The organism is Limnobacter humi, assembly GCF_024518835.1.
GTDB lineage: Bacteria > Pseudomonadota > Gammaproteobacteria > Burkholderiales > Burkholderiaceae_B > Limnobacter > Limnobacter humi.
Window position 1 is genome coordinate 459,309 of record NZ_JANIGO010000002.1, and the last position, 24,829, is coordinate 484,137.

The window sequence follows — 24,829 nt, forward strand, 5'->3', positions numbered from 1 at the left end:
GTCGGGCTTAACCTTCTACAACGGTGACTGGCACCCGGGGGGCCAATGCACACATCAATTCATAGCCAATGGTACCGGCATGCTCGGCCACCTCATCAATGGACAAGGCTTCACCCCACAACTCCACGTCGCTGCCCAATTGCACCTGCGGCGCATCGGTGATGTCGATCGTCAACATGTCCATGGACACTCGGCCTGCCAATGGCACCCGCTGCCCTGCAGCCACCACCGGAGTGCCATCGGGCGCATGGCGTGGATAGCCATCGGCATAACCGCAGGCCACCACACCAATGCGCGAGGAACGGGTGGCCTGCCAACGGGAACCATATCCAACGCGCTCTCCAACAGCCACGGTTTGTATGGCGATGACCTGGCTACGCAAGCTCATGGCGGGCTTCAAACCATATTCCAAAGCAGTTTTGGGCCCGGGTGTGGCTCCATAAATGGCAATGCCCGGGCGCACAATGTCGCCGGCCCATTCCGGGCAATTCAATACGCCCGCTGAGTTGGCCAAACTACTGAACCAATGCGCCGGCTTTAAAGCCATCAAGGCCTCGAACTGCGCTTGCGCACTGGGGCGGGCGTTGACCAGTTGCTGCGCATCGGCGTTGGCGAAGTGGGTCATCAACACCGGGACTGGCCATTCCATTTGCCGGGCGAGCGCATCCAGTTGTTCAATGACCGCTGGTGCTGTGTCCACGGTAAAACCCAAACGGTTCATGCCAGTGTTGAGCTTTAAAAAAATGCGCGGTGCGTGCTGGGTGTCCAACCACCGGTCAGCCAAATCCACCACCGCCTGCAGGTGGGCATGATCATGCACCACCCAGTCCAGCCCCAACGCCACCGCCTGCTCAACATCGGCTGAATCAAAACAGCCTTCCAGCAACACAATCGGTTTGGACCACCCAAGCTTTCGCAATGCGGCAGCACCCTCAATTTCAAGAATGGCCAGACTGTCCGCAGACTGCAGGCCGCTCAATAGGCGTTCCAAACCATGTCCGTAGGCATGAGCCTTGACCACAGGCATGCAATGCCAAGCCGGGTTGATCGCCCGGATGCGTTGGAGGTTGTAATCGATGGCCGAGGGCTTGACCAAGGCACGAATGGGACGGGGCATACTGGGAGAGCGGCTTGCGCTCGAACTTGTTAAATTGGTCGGACTGTCACACGCAATCAGTGTGAATATGATATAACGCCTCAACATTGTTGAAAGAGCAACGAGACCGCAAGCCAGAGAATATTGGTGCTTGCATCGATCTGTGAATGAAACCTGGCTTCTACACCATCATGGCGGCGCAGTTTTTTTCGTCGCTGGCAGACAATGCCTTGCTGATTGCAGCCATCGCCTTGCTGTTTCAAATTCAGTCTCCCGAGTGGATGACCCCCCTTCTCAAGCTGTTTTTTGTGGTGTCCTACGTTGTGTTGGCACCGTTTGTGGGTGGTTTTGCCGACACACTGCCCAAAGGCAAGGTGATGTTCATCACCAATGCCATCAAGGTGATCGGTTGCCTCATGATGTTTTTTGGATTTCACCCGCTGGTGTCGTATGCGGTGGTGGGTTTCGGTGCGGCGGCTTATTCCCCGGCCAAGTACGGCATTCTGACGGAGCTGCTACCCCACGACAAACTGGTGGCCGCCAACGGCTGGATTGAGGGTTTAACAGTACTCTCCATCATTCTGGGCACCATGCTGGGCGGTTTCCTCATTTCACCCTCCACCGCCCAACACCTCATGCAGATGCACATTCCCGGTATTATCGAGGGGATGAAAACCCCCGCCGAGGCGGCCATCTTCGTGATTACGTTTGGCTATTTGATTGCCGCGGTGTTCAACCTGAACATCCCCGACACAGGCGCACGGTATGAGCCCCAACTGAACCACCCCATCATCATGACCCGAAAGTTTTTCGGCTGCTTCAAGCGCCTGTGGTCGGACAAACTGGGGCAAATTTCGCTGGCTGTCACCACCTTGTTCTGGGGTGCTGGTGCCACACTGCAATTCATTGTACTGAAATGGGCCGAGGCCGCCTTGGGTCTGTCTCTGGACAAGGGGGCCATGCTGCAAGGCATTTGTGCATTCGGTGTGGCCGGAGGTGCGATCATTGCAGCCAAAATCATTCCGCTGAAAAAATCAATGCGGGTGTTGCCCATGGGCATTGCCATGGGCCTGGTGTGCATGCTGATGACCCAGGTTCACAACCTGACGGTGGCTGTGGTGCTAATCATCATCATTGGTGGCCTGAGCGGTTTTTTTGTGGTGCCCATGAACGCACTGCTACAACACCGCGGCCATGTACTGATGAGCGCCGGGCGGTCGATTGCGATTCAAAACTTCAATGAAAACATTTCCGTGCTGACCATGTTGGGCATTTACGCCCTGCTGATCAGCCTGAATGTCCACGTCAACACCGTGATCCTGATGTTCGGTGGTTTTGTGATGGCGGCCATGTTTTTGGTGATTGTGTGGCATCGACACAATCAATCACTCTACGACGTGGAAGCCCAGATTGGTGAAGAACGACCCGTCGGCATCCAAACGCAGCGATAAGCCACATTCTCAGGCCTGCTGTTCTTCCATCACCCGCTTGAGCAACAACAAATCATCCCAGGACTTGGCCTTTTCCTCCGGGCGGCGCAGCAGGTACGCCGGGTGGTAACTGACAACCGCTGGAACACCCCGCCCGTCAATCGAGACTTGATGAACCTGCCCCCGCAGCTGGGAAATGGGTTTGTCGGTATTCAGCAAGGTTGAAATGGAAAACCGCCCAACCAGCAGCAGCACCTTGGGGTTGACCAAGGCCAGCTGTTGTCGAAGGTAGGGCTCGCACTGGGCAATTTCATCGGCCTCGGGGTTGCGGTTGCCCGGCGGCCTGCACTTCAGCACGTTGGCAATGTAGACATTGTTTTGGCGGCTTCGCCCCACAGACAGCAACAATTTGTCGAGCAATTGACCGGCCCTGCCCACGAATGGCTGGCCTTGGGCATCCTCATCGGCGCCAGGTGCTTCGCCGACCACCATCAGCGTTGCGTTGGGTACCCCAGCCGAAAACACGGTTTGCTGGCGGGTTTTGCACAACCCACAGGCCTGGCATTGGGCAACCTGCTGCTGCAAATCAGTCAAATCATTCGGTAAACCCACCATAGGCGCTTGCACCTCAACAGGTGCTTGCACTTCAACAGCCCCCGCCGGCGATTTGCGCAATTCCCACACCGGGCCCAAGCCCATGGCGTCAAACAGCGCAGCTTTGGTTGTTGTCGGTGTTTTCATGCAGCAATGTCCAATCCTTGACCCAAGCGCTTGAACAACACCAGGGCATCCTCCCGACCCACGCGGGCCGGATAATAATTTTTTCGCACACCAATCAATTTGAAACCCTGGTTGTCATACAAGGCTTTCGCCACAGTGTTGCTGGGGCGAACTTCCAACAGCATGCCCTCCAGGCCGGCCATGCGGGCGCGGCTTAAACCCCATTGCAGCAAGTGTTTGCCGTAACCCTTGCCTTGTTGGTCGGCACTGACAGAGATGTTGAGCAAATGCACCTCATCCACCACCTGCATCATGACGATGTAGCCCACCAGGATGTCGTCCAGCAAAAAACAGTGCAGATCATAACCGGCCCGCAATGAATCCAGAAAGTTGCGTGCTGACCACGGAAACTCATAGATCCGGTTCTCAATCTCGATGACCTGCGGCACATCGTCTTCACGCATGGGGCGAATACTAAACAGGGCCATGTTTAACCGCCTGGCGTTCGGCCGTGGTTTGCGCCACCTTGTCCCGCACATACAAGGGCTGGCAGGCCAGGGGCTCGCTGGTTTGTTTGAGTTGCCACCGCAGCCCACCCAAAGCCGCAGCTGCAAGCGCTGAAGGGCCCGCTGTTTGAACCACCCAGGCGGGCAATACACCGGGGTGCTCCCCCTCGTGCTCTGTTAGACCTTTCGCCACAGCAGCATCACACAAAGCCAAGGGGGACGTTTGGTAAGCCTGTCTGTCCACCCAAGCATTCAGATCAACCCAGGCACACAATGCAGCGCTGCCCTTCAGGCTCACACCGTGAGCCTGAAGGTCTACCACACCCACATACAATTCACCCAGTCGGGCGTCGAGTACGCAAGGAAGCTGTGACGCTTCAGCCCGCCTCACACCATCCAGTCGGGCCTGAACAGCCATGCATTCAAAGCTGGTAACTGGAACAGTGGGTTTACCCAGGGCCACAGCCAGACCTTGTACAACCCCACAGGCCGTGCGAAGGCTGGTGAACCCACCAGGGCCAATGTCCACAGCCAACACGGTCAAGTCGCCCAAGGCCAGGCCATGGCCAGCCAACGCTTGCGACAGCCTGGGCAACAGCTCGACTGACTGCGCTTTGTAGTCCTCAATGGAAAACTCAAAACAGGTGTTGAAGGCAAAACCCTGAAGACTGTGCTGTGCAGCGTTGGCCTCCGCCTGCTGGACAGCCGCCACTTTGGCCACACCACTGCTGGTGGAAATACCCAGTGCAATCATGCGGGCAAATCCTTGATCATCAGTACCACGGCCTGGGCTTCAATCGCTTCCTTGCGACCCAAATAACCCAGCTTTTCATTGGTCTTGGCCTTGATATTGACACACCCCGCATCCAGACCACACAACCGGGCAAGGCAGGCCTGCATGCGGTCCATGTGTGGGGCCAATTTGGGGCTTTGGCAAATCAGGGTGGTGTCTACATTCACCAGTTGATAGCCCTTGCTGGCCGCCAGCGCCAAGGTTTTTTGCAGCAAAACGCCACTATCAGCACCTTCAAAAGCTGGGTCGGTGTCTGAAAAATGTCGACCGATGTCACCCAGCGCCGCAGCGCCCAGCACTGCGTCAGTAACAGCATGCAGCAAGGCATCGGCATCCGAATGGCCGAGCAAACCCACGGGCGAATCAATCTCAACACCAGCCAGAATCAGCTTGCGTCCTTCCACCAAGCGGTGGACATCGTAACCCTGCCCCACACGCAGGCGCTGCAATGCAGACACATCCATGCTCATGCCAATTTGCCCTCCAGGCCCAGCAAAGTTGCCACGGTGTGCAGGTCTGCACTGTGGGTGATTTTCATGTTCTCAAGATGGCCTTCAACAATCAAGGGGCTGATGCCCATGGTTTCAATGGCGCTGGCGTCGTCTGTCAGCTGCACGTCTTTGTACAGGCATTCGGTAATGGCCAACGCCAAGGCCTGTGCGCGAAACATTTGGGGGGTTTGGGCCGCCCAGAGGGAATCCCTCGGCACGGTCTGTTGTACCACCACCTCGCCATCCTCGGTACGGTTCACCTTCTTCAAGGTGTCAGCCACCGGCAAGGCCAGCAGGCCGCCCGCCACGTGGGTAGAGGCCTCATCGATCAAGCGCTTCAATGCTGACAGGCTTAGGCCTGGTCGCGCAGCATCGTGCACCAGCACCCAATCGGTGTCGTCAATTTTAAATTGTTCGAGCAAGTGTTGCAGGGCATTGAGCACCGTGTTGGCCCGCTCGCGGCCAGCCACTTTCAGCACCTGCACCCGCGGGTGGCCCTCAAACAAACGCTCGGCCTGGGTGTCATCCTTGGACACCACGACATACACCCGCACCACCCGGTCGTCGGCCAACATCGCATTCACGCTGCGCTCAAGCACGGTAAGCTCACCCAGCAAAGCATATTGCTTGGGTGTGTCGCCCCCAAAGCGCTTGCCCACCCCACCGGCGGGGATCAATCCAAAATACCTGGCTGGTCTGGCCATCTCTACAGATTCCTGTCGGGCCTAGCCCGCCTTATAATAGCGGCTGCCAAGTCAGCCCCGTTTGTTTGTATGCAGTCGTATTTTACTTCCTCTTTCCAGTTGACCGGGGGCCACAAGTTGAGCTTGGCCCATCCACCGGGCAGTGCGGACGCCTTTTTGTTGGCCCAATTGTGCCTGCAGGCCAAGGCTCAGCAACGCTTGTGTGTGGTGGTGTGCGCCAGTACGCACGATGCTACCCGGCTGAAAGACGAAATCGCCCTGTTTGCGCCCGAGTTGCGTGCGCACTACCTGCCCGACTGGGAAACCCTGCCCTACGACAGCTTGTCCGCCCACCAAGACCTGGTGTCTGAACGCCTGGCAACGCTGTACCACACGCTCCAGGGCGATCTGGACGTGTTGCTGGTGGCTGCATCCACAGCCATTCAACGCCTGGCACCACCGGCATTTTTGGCGGGCAGCACGTTTTTCTTCAAAACCGGCGACAAACTAAATGAAAAAAAGCTTCGTGAGCAACTCACGGTGGCGGGATATAGCCATGTGTCACAGGTCATGACCCCGGGTGAATATTGCATCCGCGGCGGCATTATCGACCTGTTTGCCACAGGCACTGCGCTGCCATTCCGCATCGACCTGTTCGATGATGAAATCGAGTCCATTAAAACCTTTGATGTGGACACCCAACGCAGCCTGTACCCCGTGCGTGAAATGCGGCTGCTGCCGGGCCGTGAATACCCCATGGACGAACAAAGCCGTGCCCAATTCCGCAGCAAATGGCGGGAACGCTTTGAGGGCGATCCGTCCCGCGTGGGCATCTACCGCGACATGGGCAGCGGTGTGGCCTCGGCAGGCATTGAATATTATTTGCCACTGTTTTTCGAAAACACCGCCACGCTGGCCGATTACCTACCAGTTGGTGAAGTGGCCTTGGTTCAACATGGTGATGTAGCACAAGCCCTGCAAACCTTCTGGACGGAAACTCAAAGTCGCTTCGACTTTCTGTCCAAGGACATTGAACGCCCCATCCTGCGCCCCAATGAAATTTATTTGGGTGCTGATGAATTCTTCAAACGGTTTGAACACGCGGCCCGGGTGAATTTGTCGGACAGCAAGAATGCCGTGGTGCCCGAATATGCCGGTGCGGCATTGCCAGAGCTGACCGTGGACCGGCGCGCTGAAGACCCGCTGTTCAAGCTGCGAACCTTGATTGAACAGGCCGGTGGTGCAGGCTATCGGCAAGTGGTGGTGACGGCACCCAGCGATGGGCGCCGAGAAACCCTGCTTCAGTATTTTGCTGAACATGGCCTGAAACCTGCCCAGGCCAACTCGCTACAGGCGGCGCTGGGCGGCGATGCGCACTTTGTGTTGACCACCGCCACACTGGACCGGGGCTTTGCGATTCACCGCGGACTGGAGCGCGTGGTCGCTTTGGTGACCGAGGCCGAGCTGTTTGCGCTCACTGCGCGACGCCGTGGGGCACGTCGATCCCAGGAACGGCAAAGCAATGTCGAATCGATGATTCGGGATTTGTCTGAACTCAAAGTGGACGACCCGGTGGTGCACCAGCAACATGGTATTGGCCGTTACAAAGGCCTGACCAGCATGGACTTGGGTGAAGGTGCTTCCGAATTTTTGCACCTGGAATACGCCAACGGCACCAACCTGTTTGTGCCTGTATCCCAACTGCATGTGATTGCCCGCTACAGCGGTGCCGACCCCGAAAATGCACCATTGCATGCCTTGGGCTCGGGCCAGTGGGAGAAAGCCAAAAACAAAGCAGCCAAGCAGGTACGCGACACGGCCGCTGAATTGCTGAACCTGTATGCACGCCGCGCCCTGCGGCAGGGGCACCAGTTCAAACTCAGCCTGTCGGACTACGAAGCCTTTGTTGAAAAATTTGGTTTTGAAGAAACGGCGGACCAGGCTGCGGCCATCCACGCGGTGATTTCGGACATGACATCCACACGCCCCATGGACCGCTTGGTGTGCGGCGATGTGGGTTTTGGAAAAACCGAAGTGGCCCTGCGCGCAGCCTTTGTCAGCGTGATGGACGGCAAACAGGTGGTGCTGCTGGCGCCCACTACGCTGCTGGCCGAGCAGCATTTTCAAACCTTCTCAGACCGCTTTGCAGACTGGCCCGTCAAGGTGGTTGAACTGTCCCGGTTTAAATCGGCCAAGGAAATTCGCGAAGCGATTGACCTCATCAACGCAGGCAAGGCTGACATCATCATCGGCACGCACAAGGTACTTAGTGCTGACATTGAGTTTTCACGCTTGGGTTTGGTGATTATTGATGAGGAACACCGATTTGGCGTTCGACAAAAAGAGGCCCTGAAAAACCTGCGGGCCGAGGTGGATGTGCTCACCCTGACGGCCACGCCGATTCCCCGCACACTGGCCATGAGCATGGAAGGCATTCGGGATTTCTCGGTGATTGCCACAGCCCCACAACGGCGACTGGCCATCAAAACATTCGTTCGCCGCGAAACCGACAGCGTGATTCGTGAAGCCGTGCTGCGAGAATTGAAACGCGGTGGTCAGGTGTATTACCTCCACAACGAGGTAGACACCATTGAAAACCGCAAGGAAGCACTTGAGCGGATCATTCCTGAAGCCCGCATCGGCATTGCACACGGGCAAATGAACGAGCGCGATCTGGAGCGCGTGATGCGGGATTTTTACCAGCAACGCTTCAATGTGTTGTTGTGCACCACCATCATTGAAACAGGCATTGACGTGCCCACCGCCAACACCATTGTGATCCACCGTGCCGACAAATTCGGCTTGGCGCAGTTGCACCAATTGCGGGGCCGTGTGGGCCGTTCGCACCACCAAGCCTATGCCTACCTCATGGTCAACAGCGAAGAAGGCTTGAGCAAAACCGCTGGGCGACGCCTGGAGGCCATTACCATGATGGAAGACTTGGGCAGTGGTTTTTACCTGGCGATGCACGACCTGGAAATTCGCGGCGCCGGCGAGGTGCTGGGTGCCAACCAGAGCGGCAATGTGCATGAGGTGGGCTTCCAGATGTACACCGACATGTTGAACCACGCGGTGCGCAGCCTGCGTGCTGGCAAAGAACCTGATTTGACCGCACCATTGAATGCCACGGTGGAAATCAACCTGCACACGCCCGCCCTGTTGCCCGAGGACTACTGTCCCGATGTGCATGAACGCCTGACCTTGTACAAGCGTTTGGCCAGTACGGACGAGCTCGACGACATCGCCCTGATTCAGGAAGAACTCATCGACCGATTCGGCAAATTGCCCGATGCAGCCACCGCATTGCTGGACACCCATCGCCTTCGCATTCTGGCCAAACCCCTGGGTGTTGCCAAAATTGACAGTTCATCGGAAGCCACTGTGGTGCAATTTGACGCGCAGCCCAATGTGGATGCTGGCAAAATCATTCTCATGATTCAAAAAGAAAAAGACATGAAACTGGCAGGCCCAGAAAAGCTGCGTGTGAACCGCAGCATTCCCAAGGTGAACGACCGGGTTCAGTTCATCAAAGGCTTAATCAAACAATTGAGTGCATGATGTCTGCATACCCGTCTGCTGTTTTACGTCACACACTGGTCGCCCTGCTGTACCTGACCGATGCCCCAGTCGTTGCCCAGGCTCAAACTGTTGACCAAGTGACGCAGCCCGCCTATCCCAATCCCACGGTGGTGAACTCGCTTGAACTGCACAAGGCCAACCTCCGGAAAGCAGAAACCGGCGACGCCGTGGCGCAAACCGCGGTGGGTTTGTCGCTGATTGAAGGGGATGTGGTTCCCCGCGACCTGAAAGCAGGACGCGTGTGGCTGGGGAAAGCGGCCACGCAAAACCATGTCACTGCCCAGTACTACCTGGGCCAACTGCTGATGCTGGATGTGTTGGGCGCCAACCCGGCAGACCTCACCAAGCAACTGACCGAAGGCCTGGGGTGGCTTCGACGCGCAGCCCGAGAACAATACCGCCCTGCGCAACTGCTGTATGCGCAAACCGTGCTGGACAGCAAAGCGGACAACCCGTTTGGCCACAGCAAAGTGGAAGCGGAAAGCATTTTGCTGCAATGTGCCGACACCTATCGACCCTGCACCTACCATGCACTGGCCAGGCTCGACAGAGAACCCCTGGACACCACCCTGCCCTGCACCGCGAATGAGCGTTGCGAAACCATCCGCAGACTGTTGTACAACCTGGCCGCCAGCAATGATGCACAAGCCATGTTGAGGCTGGCGGGTATTCAAGGTGAAGACAGCACTTATTGGATTCGCCGTGCTGCGCGCTTGGGGCACCCTCAAGCCTGCCTGGACCTGGCCATGCAAGTGATCAATGGGCAGGTGCCCCTGCAACCCGAAGACCCCGCATTGGCCAGCCTGCTAAACACCAGTGCCGAACAAGGCGAGGTGCAAGCCATGTACCTGCTGGGTCAACTGCTGTATGAAGGCAAACGCATCCCGTACAATCGCCCACTGGCCATGCAGTGGCTGGAACGCGCCAGTGCCAAAGGACATGAACCTTCCACAGTGCTGCTGGAGAAAATGCAGGCTGTTACAAAATTGACCCCGGTGCCCAATCCCGCTCCTGCTGGCGAAGACAATGCCGATGCAAATGTGGTGCAACTGCCCGTCTTGCTACAAAGTGGCGGTCAAGCCCAAGCCGTGACCGAATAATCATTTCCAAGAGATGTCCATGAACACCCTTCACATGTCAGCGCCCGCATTGACGGAACAACAGATACAACAGGTACTGAAATCGCTTCAATTGCCGACTTGCAATTCGGCTTCACAAACCGGAGCCGGTTGGTCACGCCATGCACTGCCCGACAACTTCACGATTGGCCGTAACGATCTGTTGGCACTGGCCAAACAACACCAATGCGACTTGGCGGTTCTGGGCCCCCAGCACACGGCCGATCAATTCAAACTGCTGGCCATGGACATGGACAGCACCCTCATCACCATTGAGTGCATTGATGAAATTGCCGACTACGCAGGCAAAAAAAAGGAAGTATCGGAGATTACTGAGGCCGCCATGCGCGGCGAAATCAAAGACTTTTCTGAAAGCCTGAACAGGCGTGTGGCCCTGTTGAAAGGCGTACCCGCCAGCAGCCTGCAAGCCGTGTTGAATGAACGGCTGCGCCTGTCCCCAGGCGCCGAAGCCTTGATTGCATTTGCCAAACAACAGGGCTGGAAAACGCTCTTGGTGAGTGGTGGATTCACCTTTTTCACCGACGCCATGAAAACCCGCCTCGGCTTGGACTACACACGCTCAAACACACTGGAAATTGTGGATGGTTTACTCACAGGCCGCGTGCTGGGCACCATTGTGGATGCCGATGTAAAACGGGAAACTGTGCTGGCGGTGTGCCAAGAATTGGGATGCACGGCTGATCAGGCCATCGCCATGGGCGACGGTGCCAACGACCTGAAAATGATGGGTGTGGCCGGCGCTAGTGTCGCGTTCCGGGCCAAACCCGCCGTTCAAGCGCAGACTGATTTCTGCATCAATGTCGGCGGGCTGGACACCGTTTGCCAGTGGATGACCGCGTAAAACGATTAAATACGTTCGAAGATGGCCGCAATACCCTGACCACCACCAATACACATGGTCACCAAGGCATAACGACCACCAATCCGCTGCAATTCATACAGGGCCTTCACAGTGATGATGGCACCTGTTGCACCGATGGGGTGACCAATGGAAATACCGGAACCATTCGGATTTACTTTGGCTGGGTCCATGCCGAGTTCTTTGGTCACTGCACAGGCTTGCGCAGCAAAGGCTTCATTGGCCTCCACCACATCAATGTCTGCCATGGTCAAACCCGCTTTGGCCAGCGCTTTCTTGGTGGCGGAAACCGGGCCAATGCCCATGATGGTGGGCTCTACCCCGGTGTTGGCATAACTTACCAAACGGGCCATCGGCTTCTTGCCTGCTTTTTCAGCAGCGCCACGCTCCATCAACAGCACAGCGCCTGCGCCATCGTTCAGGCCAGAGGCGTTTCCAGCAGTTACTGTGCCGTCTTTTTGAAATACAGCGCGCAGTTTGGCCATGCCTTCCACGGTGGCGTCACCGCGAACATGCTCGTCGGTGTCAAACATCACCGGGCCTTTCTTGCTCTTGATTTCAACGGGAAGAATCTGCTCCTTGAAATAACCCTTGGCAATGGCGTTGGCAGCGCGCTGGTGGCTCAGTACTGCCAACGCATCCTGTTCCTCGCGGGAAATACCAAACTCTTTGGCCACGTTTTCTGCAGTCACACCCATGTGAATCACATGAAATGGGTCATGCAATGCACCGACCATCATGTCGATGCCTTTCATGTCGCCCATGCGGGCACCCCAACGGGCAGCGGGCAAAATATAGGGGGCGCGGCTCATGCTTTCAGCACCGCCACCAATGGCCACGTCTGCATCGCCCAGCATGATGCTTTGTGCGGCAGTCACAATGGCCTGCAGGCCCGAGCCGCACAAGCGGTTCAAAGTCAACGCAGGGGTGGTTTTGTCCAAACCACCTTCAATGGCCGCCACGCGAGCCAAGTACATGTCACGGGGCTCTGAATTCACCACATGGCCAAACACCACATGGCCCACCTGGTCGGCGGATACCCCCGCACGGGCCACCACTTCCTTGACCACCATCGCACCCATCTGTGTGGGTGAAAAGTCTTTCAGGCTGCCGCCAAAATCGCCCACGGCGGTGCGCACACCGGCCACTACAACCACTTCACGTGTCATCTTGATTTCTCCGTCAATTGCCGAATGGGTTCGGCTGTTCTCGTAACAGGCTCAATGAGTGAGCCCATGGATTGGTTTCTTGAACATCAGGCCACCGACATGTTGATCAATGTTCGGTGATACTGCCCCACAGGTCGTGCTCGTCGCAGTCGTCAATCTCAACCGATACAAAGTCGCCCACCTTGGGTCGCAACGCCGGGTTTTCAGGCATGGGTATGAACACATTGCCATCAATTTCCGGCGCATCGGCTGCACTGCGGGCGACAATGCCTTCGTCGTCGGTTTCGTCCACAATCACCTGCAGTGTTTTGCCAATCTTCGCCTGGTTACGGACCAAGGAGATGGTCTCCTGCAGCGCCATCAGCCGGGCACGGCGCTCTTCCTTCACTTCCTCAGGAACCGGGTTGGGCAACTCGTTGGCTTTGGCCCCATCTACAGGTGAATAGGCAAATACGCCCACGCGGTCGAGTTGGGCCTCCTCAATGAAGGCCAGCAAGTGTTCAAATTCCGCTTCAGTTTCACCGGGAAAACCGGTGATGAACGTGCTGCGCAAGGTGATGTCCGGGCAGGCATCGCGCCAGGCGCGAATACGTTCAATGTTGCGTTCACCACTGGCAGGCCGCTTCATGCGCTTCAACACATCCGGATGGGAATGCTGAAACGGAATGTCCAGATATGGCAAGATTTTTCCTTCCGCCATCAACGGCACCACCCGGTCCACGTGGGGGTATGGGTACACATAATGCATGCGAACCCAAATACCCAACTGCCCCAGCTCTTCAGCCAATTGCTGGAACTGGGTTTTGACAGGACGCCCATTCACAAAATCAGTGCGGTACTTGATATCCACACCATAAGCGGAGGTGTCTTGACTAACCACCAACAATTCCTTCACACCACTTTTCTTGAGACTTTCAGCCTCGCGCATAACTTCCCCGATGGGGCGTGACACCAGGTCGCCCCGCATGTCGGGAATAATGCAGAAAGTACAGCGATGATTACAGCCCTCGGAAATTTTCAGATAGGCGTAGTGCTTGGGCGTTAACTTCACACCGTGGTCGGGCACCAGGTCAATAAACGGGTCATGCGGTTTGGGCAAGTGGGTGTGCACCGCCTGCATCACTTCCTCAGTGGCGTGGGGCCCAGTCACCGCCAATACCTTGGGATGCAAAGTGGTGATCAGGTTCTTGCCTTCATCGCCATTTTTGGCACCCAGGCAGCCTGTCACAATCACTTTGCCATTGGCGTGAATGGCCTCACCGATGGCATCCAGGCTTTCCTGAACTGCACTGTCGATAAAACCACAGGTGTTGACCACAATCAGATCAGCACCCTCATAGGTGGGCGCCACTTCATAACCCTCCACCTTCAGTTGGGTCAGGATGCGCTCCGAATCGACGAGCGCCTTGGGACAACCCAATGAAACAAAGCCCACACTGGGTGGGCGCTTGGCGGAATTGGCTTTTTCTTGCATGTGAATACTTACTTTTTGGTGGGGTCGGGCTTGGGTCGCGCAGCCCCGGTCAGGTCAACCGGGTTGGGAAACCCAAAATTGCTGAACAGGCTGCGGGTCTGGTTTTGAAACTGGTCCTGCATCTGCACAAACATGTTTTTGCTTTGATCAATGTAGTTGCTCATCATCGACTGGATGACTGGCGTTTGCACACTCATGAATTGGGCCCACAACTCGGGATTGGCAAACTGGCTGCCATCGCTCACCGACTTGCCCTGGTCCTGAAAGCTGTTCTGAATGTCGATGAACGCCTGCAGGTTTTTTTCCAGAAACGTGCCCATGATGCTTTGCATGGCATTGCCATAAAAGCGAATGATCTGGGCGAGCATGGCCGATGTAAAAATGGGGGCTCCAGCCGTTTCTTCTTCCAGAATAATCTGAAGCAGAATACTGCGGGTTAGGTCTTCACCACTTTTGGCGTCCAACACCTGAAAACCTTCATTGGCCAACACCAATTGTTTAACGTCGCCCAGCGTGATGTAACTGCTGGTTTGAGTGTCATACAAACGGCGATTGGGGTATTTCTTGATCAGTCGTGTTGTCTCAGCCATGCCTCTTCTCTTCCTTGGTGTTATTTGCCGCTGCACCTCGAGAGGCAACGGTTTTATTCTGTATGCAAACAAGCACTTGCAAAAAAACAAAGCACCGCACGCGCCAGGCACGTGCAGTGCAACATCATACCGCCTTTTTGATGGCTTGAATCGGGTTTCGCTGCCGCGGCGGCAAAAGGTGCCACCGCAGCAAACCACGCCAAGGCTTAACCCATGTGCAAGCCACCGTTCAATGAAAAGTCTGCACCGGTGGAAAAGCCGGAGTCGTCTGATGCCAGCCAAGCCACAATCGATGCAATTTCCTCAGGCGTGCCCAAACGCTTCACGGGAATGGTGCCCACAATCTTTTCCAGCACATCGGGGCGAATGGCGCGAACCATGTCCGTACCAATGTAACCGGGCGATACGGTGTTCACCGTCACACCTTTGGCTGCTACTTCCTGCGCCAAGGCCATGGTAAAACCACGCAAGCCCGCCTTGGCAGTGGAGTAATTGGTTTGACCAAACTGGCCTTTTTGTCCGTTGACCGACGAAATATTGATGATTCGGCCCCAACCCTGCTCTACCATGCCACCGATCACTTGCTTGGTCACGTTGAACAGCGAATTCAAATTGGTGTCAATGACCGCTGACCAGTCATCGCGACTCATCTTCACGAAGGTGCCATCGCGTGTAATGCCGGCGTTGTTCACCAGCACACTCACCGTGCCATGCTCGGCACGCACCTTCTCAAAGGCCTCGACAGTGCTGTCCCAATCGGCCACATTCCCTTCGCTGGCCCACACTTCGAAACCTGCGCTGCGCATCTCGCCCAGCCACTTGTCCTTCCGGGGTGAATTGGGACCACAGCCCGCCACCACTTTGAAGCCAGCCTGGCACAGGGTTTTGCAAATGGCGGTGCCAATGCCACCCATACCGCCGGTTACGTACGCCACTTTTTGATTATTCATGTTCACATCCATCCTTTTATTTTGTGTGTTCAATCCATTTTGTTGTACGGCTGATCAGCGTGATACCGCCAGCGCCACACCCATGCCACCACCAATGCACAGTGAGGCCAATCCCTTCTTGGCGTCGCGCTTGACCATTTCGTGAATGAGGCTGACGAGCACACGGCAACCGGACGCACCGATCGGATGGCCCAGTGCAATCGCACCGCCATTCACATTGATTTTGCTGGTATCCCAACCCATCTCTTTGTTCACAGCACAAGCCTGAGCGGCAAATGCCTCGTTGATTTCCATCAAGTCCAGTTCAGCTGCGGTCCAGCCCGCTTTCTCCAGACAGCGTTTGGAAGCGGGTACCGGCCCCATGCCCATGATGGTGGGGTCCAGACCTGCACTGGCATAGGCCTGGATTTTGGCCAACACCGGCAAACCCAGTTCTTTGGCCTTGGCAGCACTCATCAACATGACCGCAGCAGCACCGTCATTGATGCCAGACGCATTGGCAGCGGTCACAGAACCGTCCTTTTTAAAGGCCGGCTTGAGCGCCGCCATTTGATCCAGCGTGGCACCCAGGCGTGGAAATTCATCGGTGTCAAACACCATTGGATCGCCCTTTTTCTGCGGAATACTCAAAGGCAGAATTTCATCTTTGAAACGACCGGCCTTGATAGCAGCCTCTGCCTTGTTCTGTGAAGCCACGGCAAACTCATCTTGAACGCCACGGGAAATGCCGAATTTTTCGGCCACATTTTCAGCCGTGATGCCCATGTGGTATTGGTTGTAAACGTCCCACAACCCATCCACGATCATCGAGTCCACCAATTTTGCATCACCCATGCGGAAGCCATCACGGCTACCCAACATCACGTGTGGTGCCGCGCTCATGTTCTCTTGGCCACCGGCAATCACAATCTCTGCATCGCCACACGCAATCGCTTGCGCGCCCAGCATCACAGCCTTCAAGCCCGAGCCACACACCTTGTTGATGGTGAGTGCGGGAACCGCAGCGGGCAGCCCAGCCTTGATCACACTTTGCCGAGCCGGGTTTTGTCCAGAGCCTGCAGTCAACACCTGTCCCAGAATCACCTCGGACACCTGCTCGCCTTTCACGCCGGTTTGTTCCAGCAAACCTTTGATGACATGCGCGCCCAAATCAGGCGCTGAAATTTTGGCCAAGCTGCCACCAAACTTGCCAATCGCCGTGCGAGCTGCTGCAACAATCACAACATCCGTCATGTTTAATCTCCTTGTGTTCTCTATTCAAAATAGCAATTACACCCGCTGCTTCACGTAGCGGCCAGGTGCAGGTTCGATGGGTTTGAATTTTGCATTGCCCAGTTTTGCAGGCGCTTTCACGTCACCATTCTTCAGGGGCTCCAGCCAGGCTGCCCAGTCTTTCCACCAACTGCCCGGTACTTCGCTGGCTTTGTCAAACCACTCATCCGGGCTTTCTGGCAAGTCACCGTCATACACCCAGAAATTGCGCTTGTTCTTCGAGGCCGGGTTGATGACACCGGCAATATGACCACTGGCCCCCAACACAAAGCGCACATCACCGGAGACCAACTGGCTGGTGGCGTAGGCACTGGTCCAGGGGACAATGTGATCTTCGCGGGTGGCCAAAATGTAGACCGGTGCATCAATGAGTCCCAAATCCACAGGCTCACCGCACACAACCGCTTGTCCAGCCTCAATCAGCCGGTTTTCCAAATAGGTGTTGCGCAGATACCAACAGAACATGGGGCCTGCCAGGTTGGTACTATCGCTGTTCCAGTACAACAGATCGAAGGCTGGCGGCTTTTCGCCTTTCAGGTAATTGTTGACCACGTAATTCCAAATGAGGTCATTGGGCCGCAGGCTTGAAAACGCGCTGGACAAATCCTTGCCCGACATCAAACCACGCTGGCCGATGCTTTCCTCCCGTGCCCTCACCTGTTCCTCGCTCACGAATACACCCAGCGCGCCGGTGTCTGAAAAATCCAGCAGTGTGGTGAGAAAGGTGACACTGTTGATGCAGTCTTCACCCCGTTGAGCCAATGTTGACAATGCAGTGCCCAGCAAAGTGCCGCCCACGCAAAAGCCCAGCACGTTGATTTTGGGTTGTTTCGACAACTGGCAGACCAATTCGATGGCGGTAATCACCCCGTCCTGTACATAACCATCCCAGGAAAAATGCTGATTTTCTTCAGTCGGGTTTTTCCATGACACCAGGTATAAGGTGTGGCCCTGCCCCACGACGTAATTCACCAGCGAATTGTCGGGTTGAAGATCGAGGATATAAAACTTATTAATGCACGGTGGCACAAACAGCATGGGCACCTTGCCCACGGTCTCAGTGGTGGCTTGGTACTGAATCAATTGAAAGTAGTCATTCTCAAAAATGACCGAACCCGGTGTGGTGGCCACATTCTTGCCCACCTCAAAGGCTGATTCATCGGTTTGGGAAATACGACCTTTCTGCAAGTCGTGCATCAGGTTGTCAAGTGCCTGCCGCAGGCTTTCACCCTTGGTTTCGAGCAATTTTTTCTGCGCTTCCGGGTTGGTCGCAAAAAAGTTGGCAGGGCTGAGCGCACCCACGAGTTGTTCGATCGCGTAACCCACGCGCCGCTTTTCAATGTTGTCGTCTGGCACCAGTTCAACCAGTTTTTTGGTGTACTTGGCGTTTAACGAATACAGTGCAGCGGTTAACTCATACACACCATGGTCATGCCAATCCGATGCAGCAAACCGCTTGTCACCGGCCAACCATGCGTCTAGCCCAGCCGGTTTGGCGACCGAGGATTCCATGTTTGGAAACCCCGCAAATGCAGAAGCCATCAGCGAGGCGAACTCGGCTGCATATTCCGACTGGACCTGTCCCAATGAATGCACTGGAATTTGAGACAAGGCATGCTGGCAGGACTGCATCACCGTCTGCATGAAAGGCTGAATGGCAGCCAAGGTCAGCGGATTGACCCCGGGCATGGCCAGGAAAGACGGCATCCCAGGTATTGTGGGCATGGCAGGGATGCCCGGAAAGCCCGCACCTAGCGATTTGAAAGCTTCCTGAAATTGCGACTGCACCTGCTGCTGGAATTGACCCGCAGCGGGAAAAAACTGCCCCAGGACTTCCGTGAAGTCTGTGGATGATTTGTTCACCTTCCTCTCCTTTTGGAACCTGCGAGCCACGCTCACGGTTACTGCCCCATGTGTTTCCGATTGAGGCTTTCTATAAGCTCACCCGAGCTTATTTGAGTGTTTACTCTATTTTTATTGATTGTGCACCGCACCATTTTACTTGTCAAATACTTTATCCAGTCAGGCCTTTGCACCGGGCAGAATCTGACAAAACAATCCAAAACATGGCAAGATCACGCCGGAGAGTCAACGCGCAGCAGGGAAAACGGATGTACATCGTTGCAATTGGGTGGATGTATGTGGTGACTTTGATGGCCGCCACAGAGACCAACATCGCGGCTGGGGTTGCCACCTTTGTGTTTTATGGTCTTTTTCCATGTTCAGTGCTGATGTATTTGCTTGGCACCAAATCAAGGCGGGCTAAGCGAAAGGCGATGGAAGCCGGCGAACCACCATCGCCTGACGACCTGCCGGAACCCCCTGCTGTTGCCCCCGCCGGTGAGAAAACCAATTCAAATCCGTGAAGGTGTCGCCACCCACGCAAGCCACCACCGAAACCCCTTGGTCGGCCAGCAGCTGTGTGGCCAAGGCGTACAAGTTACCCAGCCATTTTCCACTTTCCCTGGCGGGCTTGAAGCAATCAGCCAGGGCTGGCGACAAACCGACAAACGCCTGTCGCACCTCTTGCCCGACTTCAAATGAATTCGGGCCAATGGCTGGCCCCAACATACACTGAACCTGGGCCATCGAGACGTTGGCCAAACGTGCCAAACTGGTGGCACAGGCTGTTAGTACGCCCGCGTGCAAGCCACGCCAACCGGCGTGCGCCGCCCCCACTGCCCGAATCTGGCCCTGATCATCGACAGCGACAAACACCGCTGGCAAACAGTCCGCCGTCATGATTGCCAGTGCCACATCGGTTTGGTCGGTCATGGCGGCGTCGGCCTGGGGAATATCAGCGCCAGCGTCGGCCCCAATATCAGAACATGCCCTCAACACCTCGCAACCGTGCACCTGCTTCAACCATTGGATCGGCGCCCCCACACATCGGCTCAGTGCAGCACGGCGCCGGGTTACAGCATGCGGGTCATCGCCCACATGGTCACCCACATTAAATCCAAATACCGGATCAACCCACGCTTGAAGATTGGGCGGCTGTTGTTCAAGGGGCGTACCGAAGCCGCTGGCGGTGAGCCAAACCTGCACACCTGCCCAAGCTCGCGGTAAATCAGGTGTTAATACCAGCGTATCGGGTAGCAACATCAAACCTCTTCCACCACTTCAACATCGTAATCACCATCCTCTTCTTCATCATCGCCGGCATCCAACTCGTGATCAAAACGCACCAAGACCGAGGCCTTGTGCTGGTGAGCCTGTTCCAGAATGGCGAGGTGGACCGCATCCGAGTGAAAATCAATGCCGGCCATGTCACCCAAGGCCTTTAAATCAGCAGGGGCTTTGGCAACAAACTCAGGCCATTCATGGGCATCCAGGGCTTCCTCCCAGTCTTCCACGGGGGTACCGGGTTCACGGGCTTCGAACTCAGCTGGATCCGGAAAACTCAGATGCGTGGCGTGCAAAGCCTGCCGCTTGAACGTGGTGCCATCGGGCAGGGGAATTTCAGACATCCGAAGGGTTGAATGATTGCCTGCGCCTCGAATTTTATACACCGGGTCGGCAACCAGGGCAAAGCCCGCATGTTGCGCATGAACGCGAATCTGATGGGTGCGGCCTGTTTCCAGACGGCACACCATCAATGTCACCGGCACCTCCAACAACTCGCCGTGGGCCACCGGCATGAAATGCGTGACCGCTGGCTTTCCGTGGTCCACCACGGCCATGCGCAGACGGTTGCGCGGGTCACGCCCCAGCGGCTTGTTTACTGTCACCGGCTGACTGATGCGGCCCCAAACCAAGGCCAGATAGACCCGTTTGACAATCCTGGATTGCAGCATTTGCACCAATTTGACTTGGGTTTCGGACGTGCGCGCCACCACCATCAATCCGGTGGTGTCGGCGTCCAGCCGGTGAACAATGCCAGCCCTGGGCACTGAGATCAAACCGGGATCCAGAAAATACAAGCCGTTCATGAGGGTGCCGGTCCAATGGCCTGGAGCCGGGTGTACCACCAATCCAGCCTGTTTGTTGACCACCGTGTAGTCTTCACTTTGTCCAACGATGTCCAGATGAAGGTCTTCCGGGATCAGGGTCTGCATGTGCTCCAGCACACCAGGACTCAAGGCAATGGTGTCTTGCCCCTGCACTTTCTGATTGCTCTTTTGTACAGGCTGGTCATTGACCAAGACTCGCCCCTGTTTCATCCAGGTTTGCAACCGGGAACGCGAATACTGCGGAAACAGCTCGGCAATGACCTTGTCCAGCCGATTTCCGCCGAGGTGAAGGGGAACACGAGCCGTCAAGGCGTCAGTGCTGGGCATGTTGTCGACCGGTGTGATTTCTGGGGAACTCATGGTGTGGAATCGAATCAATCAAATGCGGCGCCACAAGGGCGATCGTGGGCATTGCCCGATATAATGCAAAAACATTGCGAATGAACAGGACACTCGGGTTTGCAAACATTTATGAATATTTCCAGACAAGCCCCGCGCGCCTCGTGGCTGCGCTCATTATCTCAGGTATTGCTCATCCCTGCCCTGATTTTCATGCTGGCAGCCTGCGGTACGGGCAAGCCCATTGATGAAACAGAAGGTTGGAGTCCGGCGCGGCTGTATGAAGAGGCCAAAGCTGAAATGGATGCGGCGAACTATGAGCGTGCCATCCAGCTGCTGGAGAAACTGGAATCGCGTTACCCGTATGGCCGCTATGCCCAGCAGGCGCAAATTGATACAGCCTTCGCCTATTACAAGAGCGGCGATAATGCCCAGGCCCTGGCTGCCACCGAACGCTTCATTAAACTGTATCCCAATCACCAGAACCTGGACTATGTGTATTACCTGCGAGGTCTGATCAGCTTCAACGAAGACAAGGGAATTTTTACCCTGCTGTCGGGTGAAGACCAAAGCGCCCGTGATCCCAAAGGAACACGCGCCGCATTCGATGCATTCAAAGAAGTGGTGACCCGCTTTCCGGACAGCAAGTACTATGATGACAGCCGCTCGCGCCTGCAATACTTGGTGAATTCACTGGCCCAAAACGAGTTGCATGTGGCGAGGTATTACTACAAGCGAGGCGCATATCTGGCTGCCGTCAATCGCTCGCAGGAAGTGATCAAGCGGTTCGAGCAAACGCCTTCAATCGAGGAGGCCTTGTTTATCAGCTTGCGCTGCTATGAAAAGTTGGGCATGACCAAGCTGGCTGAAGACACCAAGCGGGTCATTGACCTGAATTTCAAAAACAGCCCGTACTGGAAACAAGAATTGCCCGACCCCAGGAACACCACTGACGCGCAATGGTGGCAAGTCTGGAAAAACTAGACCTTCATTGGTTGCCGTTAACCACAGAACAACATCAAGGCCAGTGAAACATCACTGGCCTTGTCGTTGATGCTGCATGAATTCCACTGCGGTGGCCAAATCACGGGTGCGGCGGAACGGTGGCAAGCTACGCCACAGCAGTTTGCCATAACCTTTTTCAACCAAGCGACGGTCCCCGATCACCAGCACCCCCCAGTCGCGTTCATCCCGTATCAAGCGCCCTGCACCCTGTTTGAGTGCAATGGCCGCATCAGGCACCGACAACTCCTGAAAGGCGTTGCCTCCCCGGTTTTCAATCAATTCACTTTTGGCCTGGAAAACTGGGTCATCTGGCGGTGCAAACGGCAGCTTATCGATGATCACCAAACGAAGTCCATCACCCCGAATGTCCACGCCTTCCCAAAAACTGGCCGCACCCACCAACACGGGTTTGTCCTGCTGTCTGAACTGCTCCAGCAATTCACCCCGTGATGCCTCCCCTTGCACCATGAGGGTCCAAGGAAGGGATTGCTCCTCAATGCGCTGGCGCAAAGTTTCACCCACCAATTTGACTGCGCGGTGACTGGTGCACAGAAAAAACACGCCGCCATCACTGGCTTGCAACAGAGGCCACAGGCTGTTGACCAACTTCAGGCTGAATTGTGATTCGTTGGGAAACGGTAAATCGTCAGGTACACATAGCAGGGCTTGCGACTCGTAATCAAAAGGGCTGGGCAACAGCAGTTGTGCACAGTCATCCAGCCCCACTTGCAAGTTGAAATGCCGGAGACTGTCCTTCACACTGAGGGTGGCACTGGTAAAAATCCAGCTTTTGCGCTGCTCGGCGTACAGCTTGGCAAATGCATTGGAGACATCCAGCGGCGAGTCGCAAAATTGAACCGCATGATGGCTGATGCTGACCCATTTCACGGAGTCTGCCGATTGTTCACCCGCTGCACCTGAAAACCAGTTTTGCCATCGCAAACACAAATCGCTGGCGCGGCTCATCAACTTGACCCAAGCCTCTGAACGCGGTGACAGCGGGCTGATCATCTCAACCAAACTTTCCAGACCCAATGCAAATTGATCGCACACCGCAGCCACTTTGGGCAACGCCAGAAATTGCGCTCGGGTATACCGGGCCGAATCAATCTCAACACCCACCAATCGGCGAATTTCCTTGAGCTGTGTCTCCAGGGGGCGGAGCACGGCATCCCAATCACCAGCATCAGCGCTTGAACTTCGGCCTTCAATCAGTACATCGCGCAAAAACTCCAGGCACTGGGTAGTGGACACGGCCTGCCCCAATAAATTGGTGGCGATGTCTGGCAATTGATGGGCCTCGTCGAATACAACCACATCGCTGGCTGGCAGTAATTCAGCCACGCCGTCCTCTCGCAGTGCGAGATCTGCAAGAAACAGATGGTGATTGACCACCACCACTTCCGCATCCAAAGCCTCACGTCGTGCCTTGTTGACAAAGCACTCAGCTGCGTTCGGACATTCACTGCCCAGGCAATTGTCCTTGTTGGATGTGACCCAGGACCACACTGGGGAGTCCTCGGGAACCCCACTGCAGTCCGCTTTGTCTCCGGACTGGGTTCTACCGAGAAACAACTTCACCTTCTGCAGATGGTCTACCTCACGCGGCGACGGCAAACGCGCCTCCCGCAAAGCCCGCTCCAAATGAAAATGGCAAACGTAGTTCTGGCGACCTTTGAGCAAAGCAATGTTGACAGGCACGCCCAAGGCTTCGCGCACCAGGGGCAAATCCTTGGCAAAAAGCTGATCCTGAAGGGTTTTGGTGGCGGTGGACAGCAGCACCCGCTTTCCAGACAACAGCGCTGGAACCAGGTAAGCAAAGGTTTTACCGGTGCCAGTGCCCGCTTCGACGACCAAAGCACCCGGCGATTGAATGACCTGTGAAACGGCTTGGGCCATCTCCAACTGTGCAGCGCGGGCTGAAAAGCCTGGCAAGCGTTTGGCCAACGCACCCGTGGGAGAAAACGCATCGAGCACGTCAGAGGAAAAATCGAACATTCAAGAAACAGTGATGGGTGTTGGAGTGACCAGGCTGATTCATCAGGCGGGAATATCGGGCTCAAGCTGGATTTGCAACAAGGTAATGGCATCCTTGATTTGCAGCTTTCGCTTTTTCAGGCGTCGAATTTGCAGTTGATCAAACCCGGGCTGGGCAGTCAACATATCAATGATTTGGTCCAGATCTCGGTGCTCTACCTGCAACTCCACAATACGGCGTTGAATGGTATCGGCATCTATGGTTTGAACCATGGCGAGGCATCTAGGAAATGAATCAATATGTATTGTAGCCGACGACAGCAAACAGTGGGAAACGAACCCGATCGGATTCACTCGTGGGAAGGGTACTCCATGGCGACCCGGTGAATTCAATGTCAGTTCAGTTTTTGCCTGCACGCCGTTTGGAATAATCATCCAGACGGATGAGGTCACCAGCTTGCCCCTGTATTTCCAGGTGTGCTCGACGCAACTTCGCACCTTCAATTCGGACTTTGTCCAAGCAATCCGACACAAAAAAGCGGCTGTAACATTCGCGTGTTTTTTGATTGATTTCGTAATCCAGATTGGCCAAGGCCTGATCTCTGGCCGCCATGTAGGCCTTGGCTTGATCGACGGTGGCTGGTGGCTCTGGATAGGGCGTTTGCAGCTGAACACCAGCACAGGCAGCCAGGGACAGAACTGCCCCACACAGCAGCACGGGCATACGGCTTGGCCGACCAATGGCTTTCATGGGATAAAGCTGTGGCAAAATGCCCTGCCTGTTTCTGAAAACCATTCAAACCC

At 55.6% G+C, this 24,829-nt stretch carries 22 protein-coding genes; 5 read left to right on the forward strand and 17 right to left on the reverse strand.

The window, feature by feature from the left end; translation table 11 throughout:
• Positions 1 to 7 precede the first annotated feature (7 nt).
• A complete protein-coding gene (alr, locus tag NQT62_RS07175; RefSeq protein ID WP_256763983.1) occupies positions 8 to 1,117 on the reverse strand; it encodes an alanine racemase in 1,110 nt (369 codons plus the stop codon).
• A 146-nt stretch (positions 1,118 to 1,263) separates the two neighbouring features.
• On the opposite strand from alr, the gene lplT reads away from it, so the two are divergent.
• On the forward strand, positions 1,264 to 2,547 hold the full coding sequence (gene lplT / locus NQT62_RS07180; protein WP_256763985.1) for a lysophospholipid transporter LplT: 1,284 nt from the start codon (positions 1,264 to 1,266) through the stop codon (positions 2,545 to 2,547).
• Positions 2,548 to 2,556: 9 nt separating this feature from the next.
• On the opposite strand, the gene NQT62_RS07185 is transcribed toward lplT, so the two are convergent.
• Genes NQT62_RS07185 through ispD form a run of 5 tightly spaced genes read right to left on the reverse strand, consistent with a single transcriptional unit; the run spans position 2,557 to position 5,740 of the window.
• Complete coding sequence (locus NQT62_RS07185) at positions 2,557 to 3,267, reverse strand: uracil-DNA glycosylase (protein ID WP_256763986.1); 711 nt, start codon at positions 3,265 to 3,267, stop codon at positions 2,557 to 2,559.
• Positions 3,264 to 3,734: a ribosomal protein S18-alanine N-acetyltransferase gene (gene rimI / locus NQT62_RS07190; protein WP_256763988.1), complete on the reverse strand. Its 471-nt coding sequence runs from the start codon at positions 3,732 to 3,734 to the stop codon at positions 3,264 to 3,266. Before rimI ends, NQT62_RS07185 begins: the two co-directional genes overlap by 4 nt.
• Positions 3,721 to 4,506, reverse strand: a complete 786-nt coding sequence (gene tsaB / locus NQT62_RS07195) for a tRNA (adenosine(37)-N6)-threonylcarbamoyltransferase complex dimerization subunit type 1 TsaB (RefSeq protein WP_256763990.1) — start codon at positions 4,504 to 4,506, stop codon at positions 3,721 to 3,723. Before tsaB ends, rimI begins: the two co-directional genes overlap by 14 nt.
• Positions 4,503 to 5,009, reverse strand: coding sequence for a 2-C-methyl-D-erythritol 2,4-cyclodiphosphate synthase (ispF, locus tag NQT62_RS07200; RefSeq protein WP_256764426.1), 507 nt, complete (start codon positions 5,007 to 5,009; stop codon positions 4,503 to 4,505). The genes tsaB and ispF overlap by 4 nt, the downstream gene beginning before the upstream one ends.
• 2 nt (positions 5,010 to 5,011) lie before the next feature.
• Positions 5,012 to 5,740, reverse strand: a complete 729-nt coding sequence (ispD, locus tag NQT62_RS07205; RefSeq protein ID WP_256763992.1) for a 2-C-methyl-D-erythritol 4-phosphate cytidylyltransferase — start codon at positions 5,738 to 5,740, stop codon at positions 5,012 to 5,014.
• A 69-nt stretch (positions 5,741 to 5,809) separates the two neighbouring features.
• On the opposite strand from ispD, the gene mfd reads away from it, so the two are divergent.
• Genes mfd through serB form a run of 3 tightly spaced genes read left to right on the forward strand, consistent with a single transcriptional unit; the run spans position 5,810 to position 11,278 of the window.
• On the forward strand, positions 5,810 to 9,277 hold the full coding sequence (mfd, locus tag NQT62_RS07210; protein ID WP_256763993.1) for a transcription-repair coupling factor: 3,468 nt from the start codon (positions 5,810 to 5,812) through the stop codon (positions 9,275 to 9,277).
• Entirely contained in the window at positions 9,274 to 10,398 is a 1,125-nt protein-coding gene (locus tag NQT62_RS07215) for a tetratricopeptide repeat protein (RefSeq protein ID WP_256763994.1), read from the forward strand. Before mfd ends, NQT62_RS07215 begins: the two co-directional genes overlap by 4 nt.
• 13 nt (positions 10,399 to 10,411) lie before the next feature.
• Complete coding sequence (gene serB / locus NQT62_RS07220) at positions 10,412 to 11,278, forward strand: phosphoserine phosphatase SerB (protein WP_370569142.1); 867 nt, start codon at positions 10,412 to 10,414, stop codon at positions 11,276 to 11,278.
• A gap of 5 nt (positions 11,279 to 11,283) precedes the next feature.
• On the opposite strand, the gene NQT62_RS07225 is transcribed toward serB, so the two are convergent.
• From NQT62_RS07225 to NQT62_RS07260, 8 genes are all read right to left on the reverse strand, one after another.
• Positions 11,284 to 12,465: an acetyl-CoA C-acyltransferase family protein gene (locus NQT62_RS07225; RefSeq protein ID WP_256763996.1), complete on the reverse strand. Its 1,182-nt coding sequence runs from the start codon at positions 12,463 to 12,465 to the stop codon at positions 11,284 to 11,286.
• A gap of 106 nt (positions 12,466 to 12,571) precedes the next feature.
• A complete protein-coding gene (gene rimO, locus NQT62_RS07230) occupies positions 12,572 to 13,939 on the reverse strand; it encodes a 30S ribosomal protein S12 methylthiotransferase RimO (protein ID WP_256763997.1) in 1,368 nt (455 codons plus the stop codon).
• Between the two features lie 8 nt (positions 13,940 to 13,947).
• The gene (gene phaR / locus NQT62_RS07235; RefSeq protein ID WP_256763998.1) at positions 13,948 to 14,529 is read right to left on the reverse strand and encodes a polyhydroxyalkanoate synthesis repressor PhaR; all 582 of its coding nucleotides are present in this window, start codon (positions 14,527 to 14,529) and stop codon (positions 13,948 to 13,950) included.
• Between the two features lie 206 nt (positions 14,530 to 14,735).
• On the reverse strand, positions 14,736 to 15,479 hold the full coding sequence (gene phbB, locus NQT62_RS07240) for an acetoacetyl-CoA reductase (RefSeq protein WP_256763999.1): 744 nt from the start codon (positions 15,477 to 15,479) through the stop codon (positions 14,736 to 14,738).
• A gap of 54 nt (positions 15,480 to 15,533) precedes the next feature.
• A complete protein-coding gene (locus tag NQT62_RS07245; RefSeq protein WP_256764000.1) occupies positions 15,534 to 16,712 on the reverse strand; it encodes an acetyl-CoA C-acetyltransferase in 1,179 nt (392 codons plus the stop codon).
• A 36-nt stretch (positions 16,713 to 16,748) separates the two neighbouring features.
• Positions 16,749 to 18,614 carry a PHA/PHB synthase family protein gene (locus NQT62_RS07250; protein WP_256764001.1) on the reverse strand — a complete coding sequence of 622 codons (1,866 nt, stop codon included), beginning with the start codon at positions 18,612 to 18,614 and terminating at the stop codon, positions 16,749 to 16,751.
• 399 nt (positions 18,615 to 19,013) lie between these two features.
• Complete coding sequence (locus NQT62_RS07255) at positions 19,014 to 19,856, reverse strand: purine nucleoside phosphorylase YfiH/LACC1 family protein (protein WP_256764002.1); 843 nt, start codon at positions 19,854 to 19,856, stop codon at positions 19,014 to 19,016.
• Positions 19,856 to 21,064, reverse strand: a complete 1,209-nt coding sequence (locus NQT62_RS07260; protein WP_256764003.1) for an RluA family pseudouridine synthase — start codon at positions 21,062 to 21,064, stop codon at positions 19,856 to 19,858. The genes NQT62_RS07255 and NQT62_RS07260 overlap by 1 nt, the downstream gene beginning before the upstream one ends.
• Positions 21,065 to 21,175: 111 nt before the next feature.
• On the opposite strand from NQT62_RS07260, the gene NQT62_RS07265 reads away from it, so the two are divergent.
• On the forward strand, positions 21,176 to 22,027 hold the full coding sequence (locus NQT62_RS07265; protein WP_256764004.1) for an outer membrane protein assembly factor BamD: 852 nt from the start codon (positions 21,176 to 21,178) through the stop codon (positions 22,025 to 22,027).
• A gap of 51 nt (positions 22,028 to 22,078) precedes the next feature.
• Here NQT62_RS07265 and yoaA read toward each other — a convergent pair whose 3' ends face one another.
• The 3 genes from yoaA to NQT62_RS07280 all read right to left on the reverse strand — a co-directional run bounded on the left by yoaA (position 22,079) and on the right by NQT62_RS07280 (position 24,821).
• Entirely contained in the window at positions 22,079 to 24,046 is a 1,968-nt protein-coding gene (yoaA, locus tag NQT62_RS07270; RefSeq protein WP_256764006.1) for a DNA repair helicase YoaA, read from the reverse strand.
• 42 nt (positions 24,047 to 24,088) lie between these two features.
• The gene (locus NQT62_RS07275) at positions 24,089 to 24,298 is read right to left on the reverse strand and encodes a YdcH family protein (protein ID WP_256764007.1); all 210 of its coding nucleotides are present in this window, start codon (positions 24,296 to 24,298) and stop codon (positions 24,089 to 24,091) included.
• Positions 24,299 to 24,425: 127 nt separating this feature from the next.
• The gene (locus NQT62_RS07280) at positions 24,426 to 24,821 is read right to left on the reverse strand and encodes a hypothetical protein (RefSeq protein WP_256764008.1); all 396 of its coding nucleotides are present in this window, start codon (positions 24,819 to 24,821) and stop codon (positions 24,426 to 24,428) included.
• Between the last annotated feature and the right edge of the window lie 8 nt (positions 24,822 to 24,829).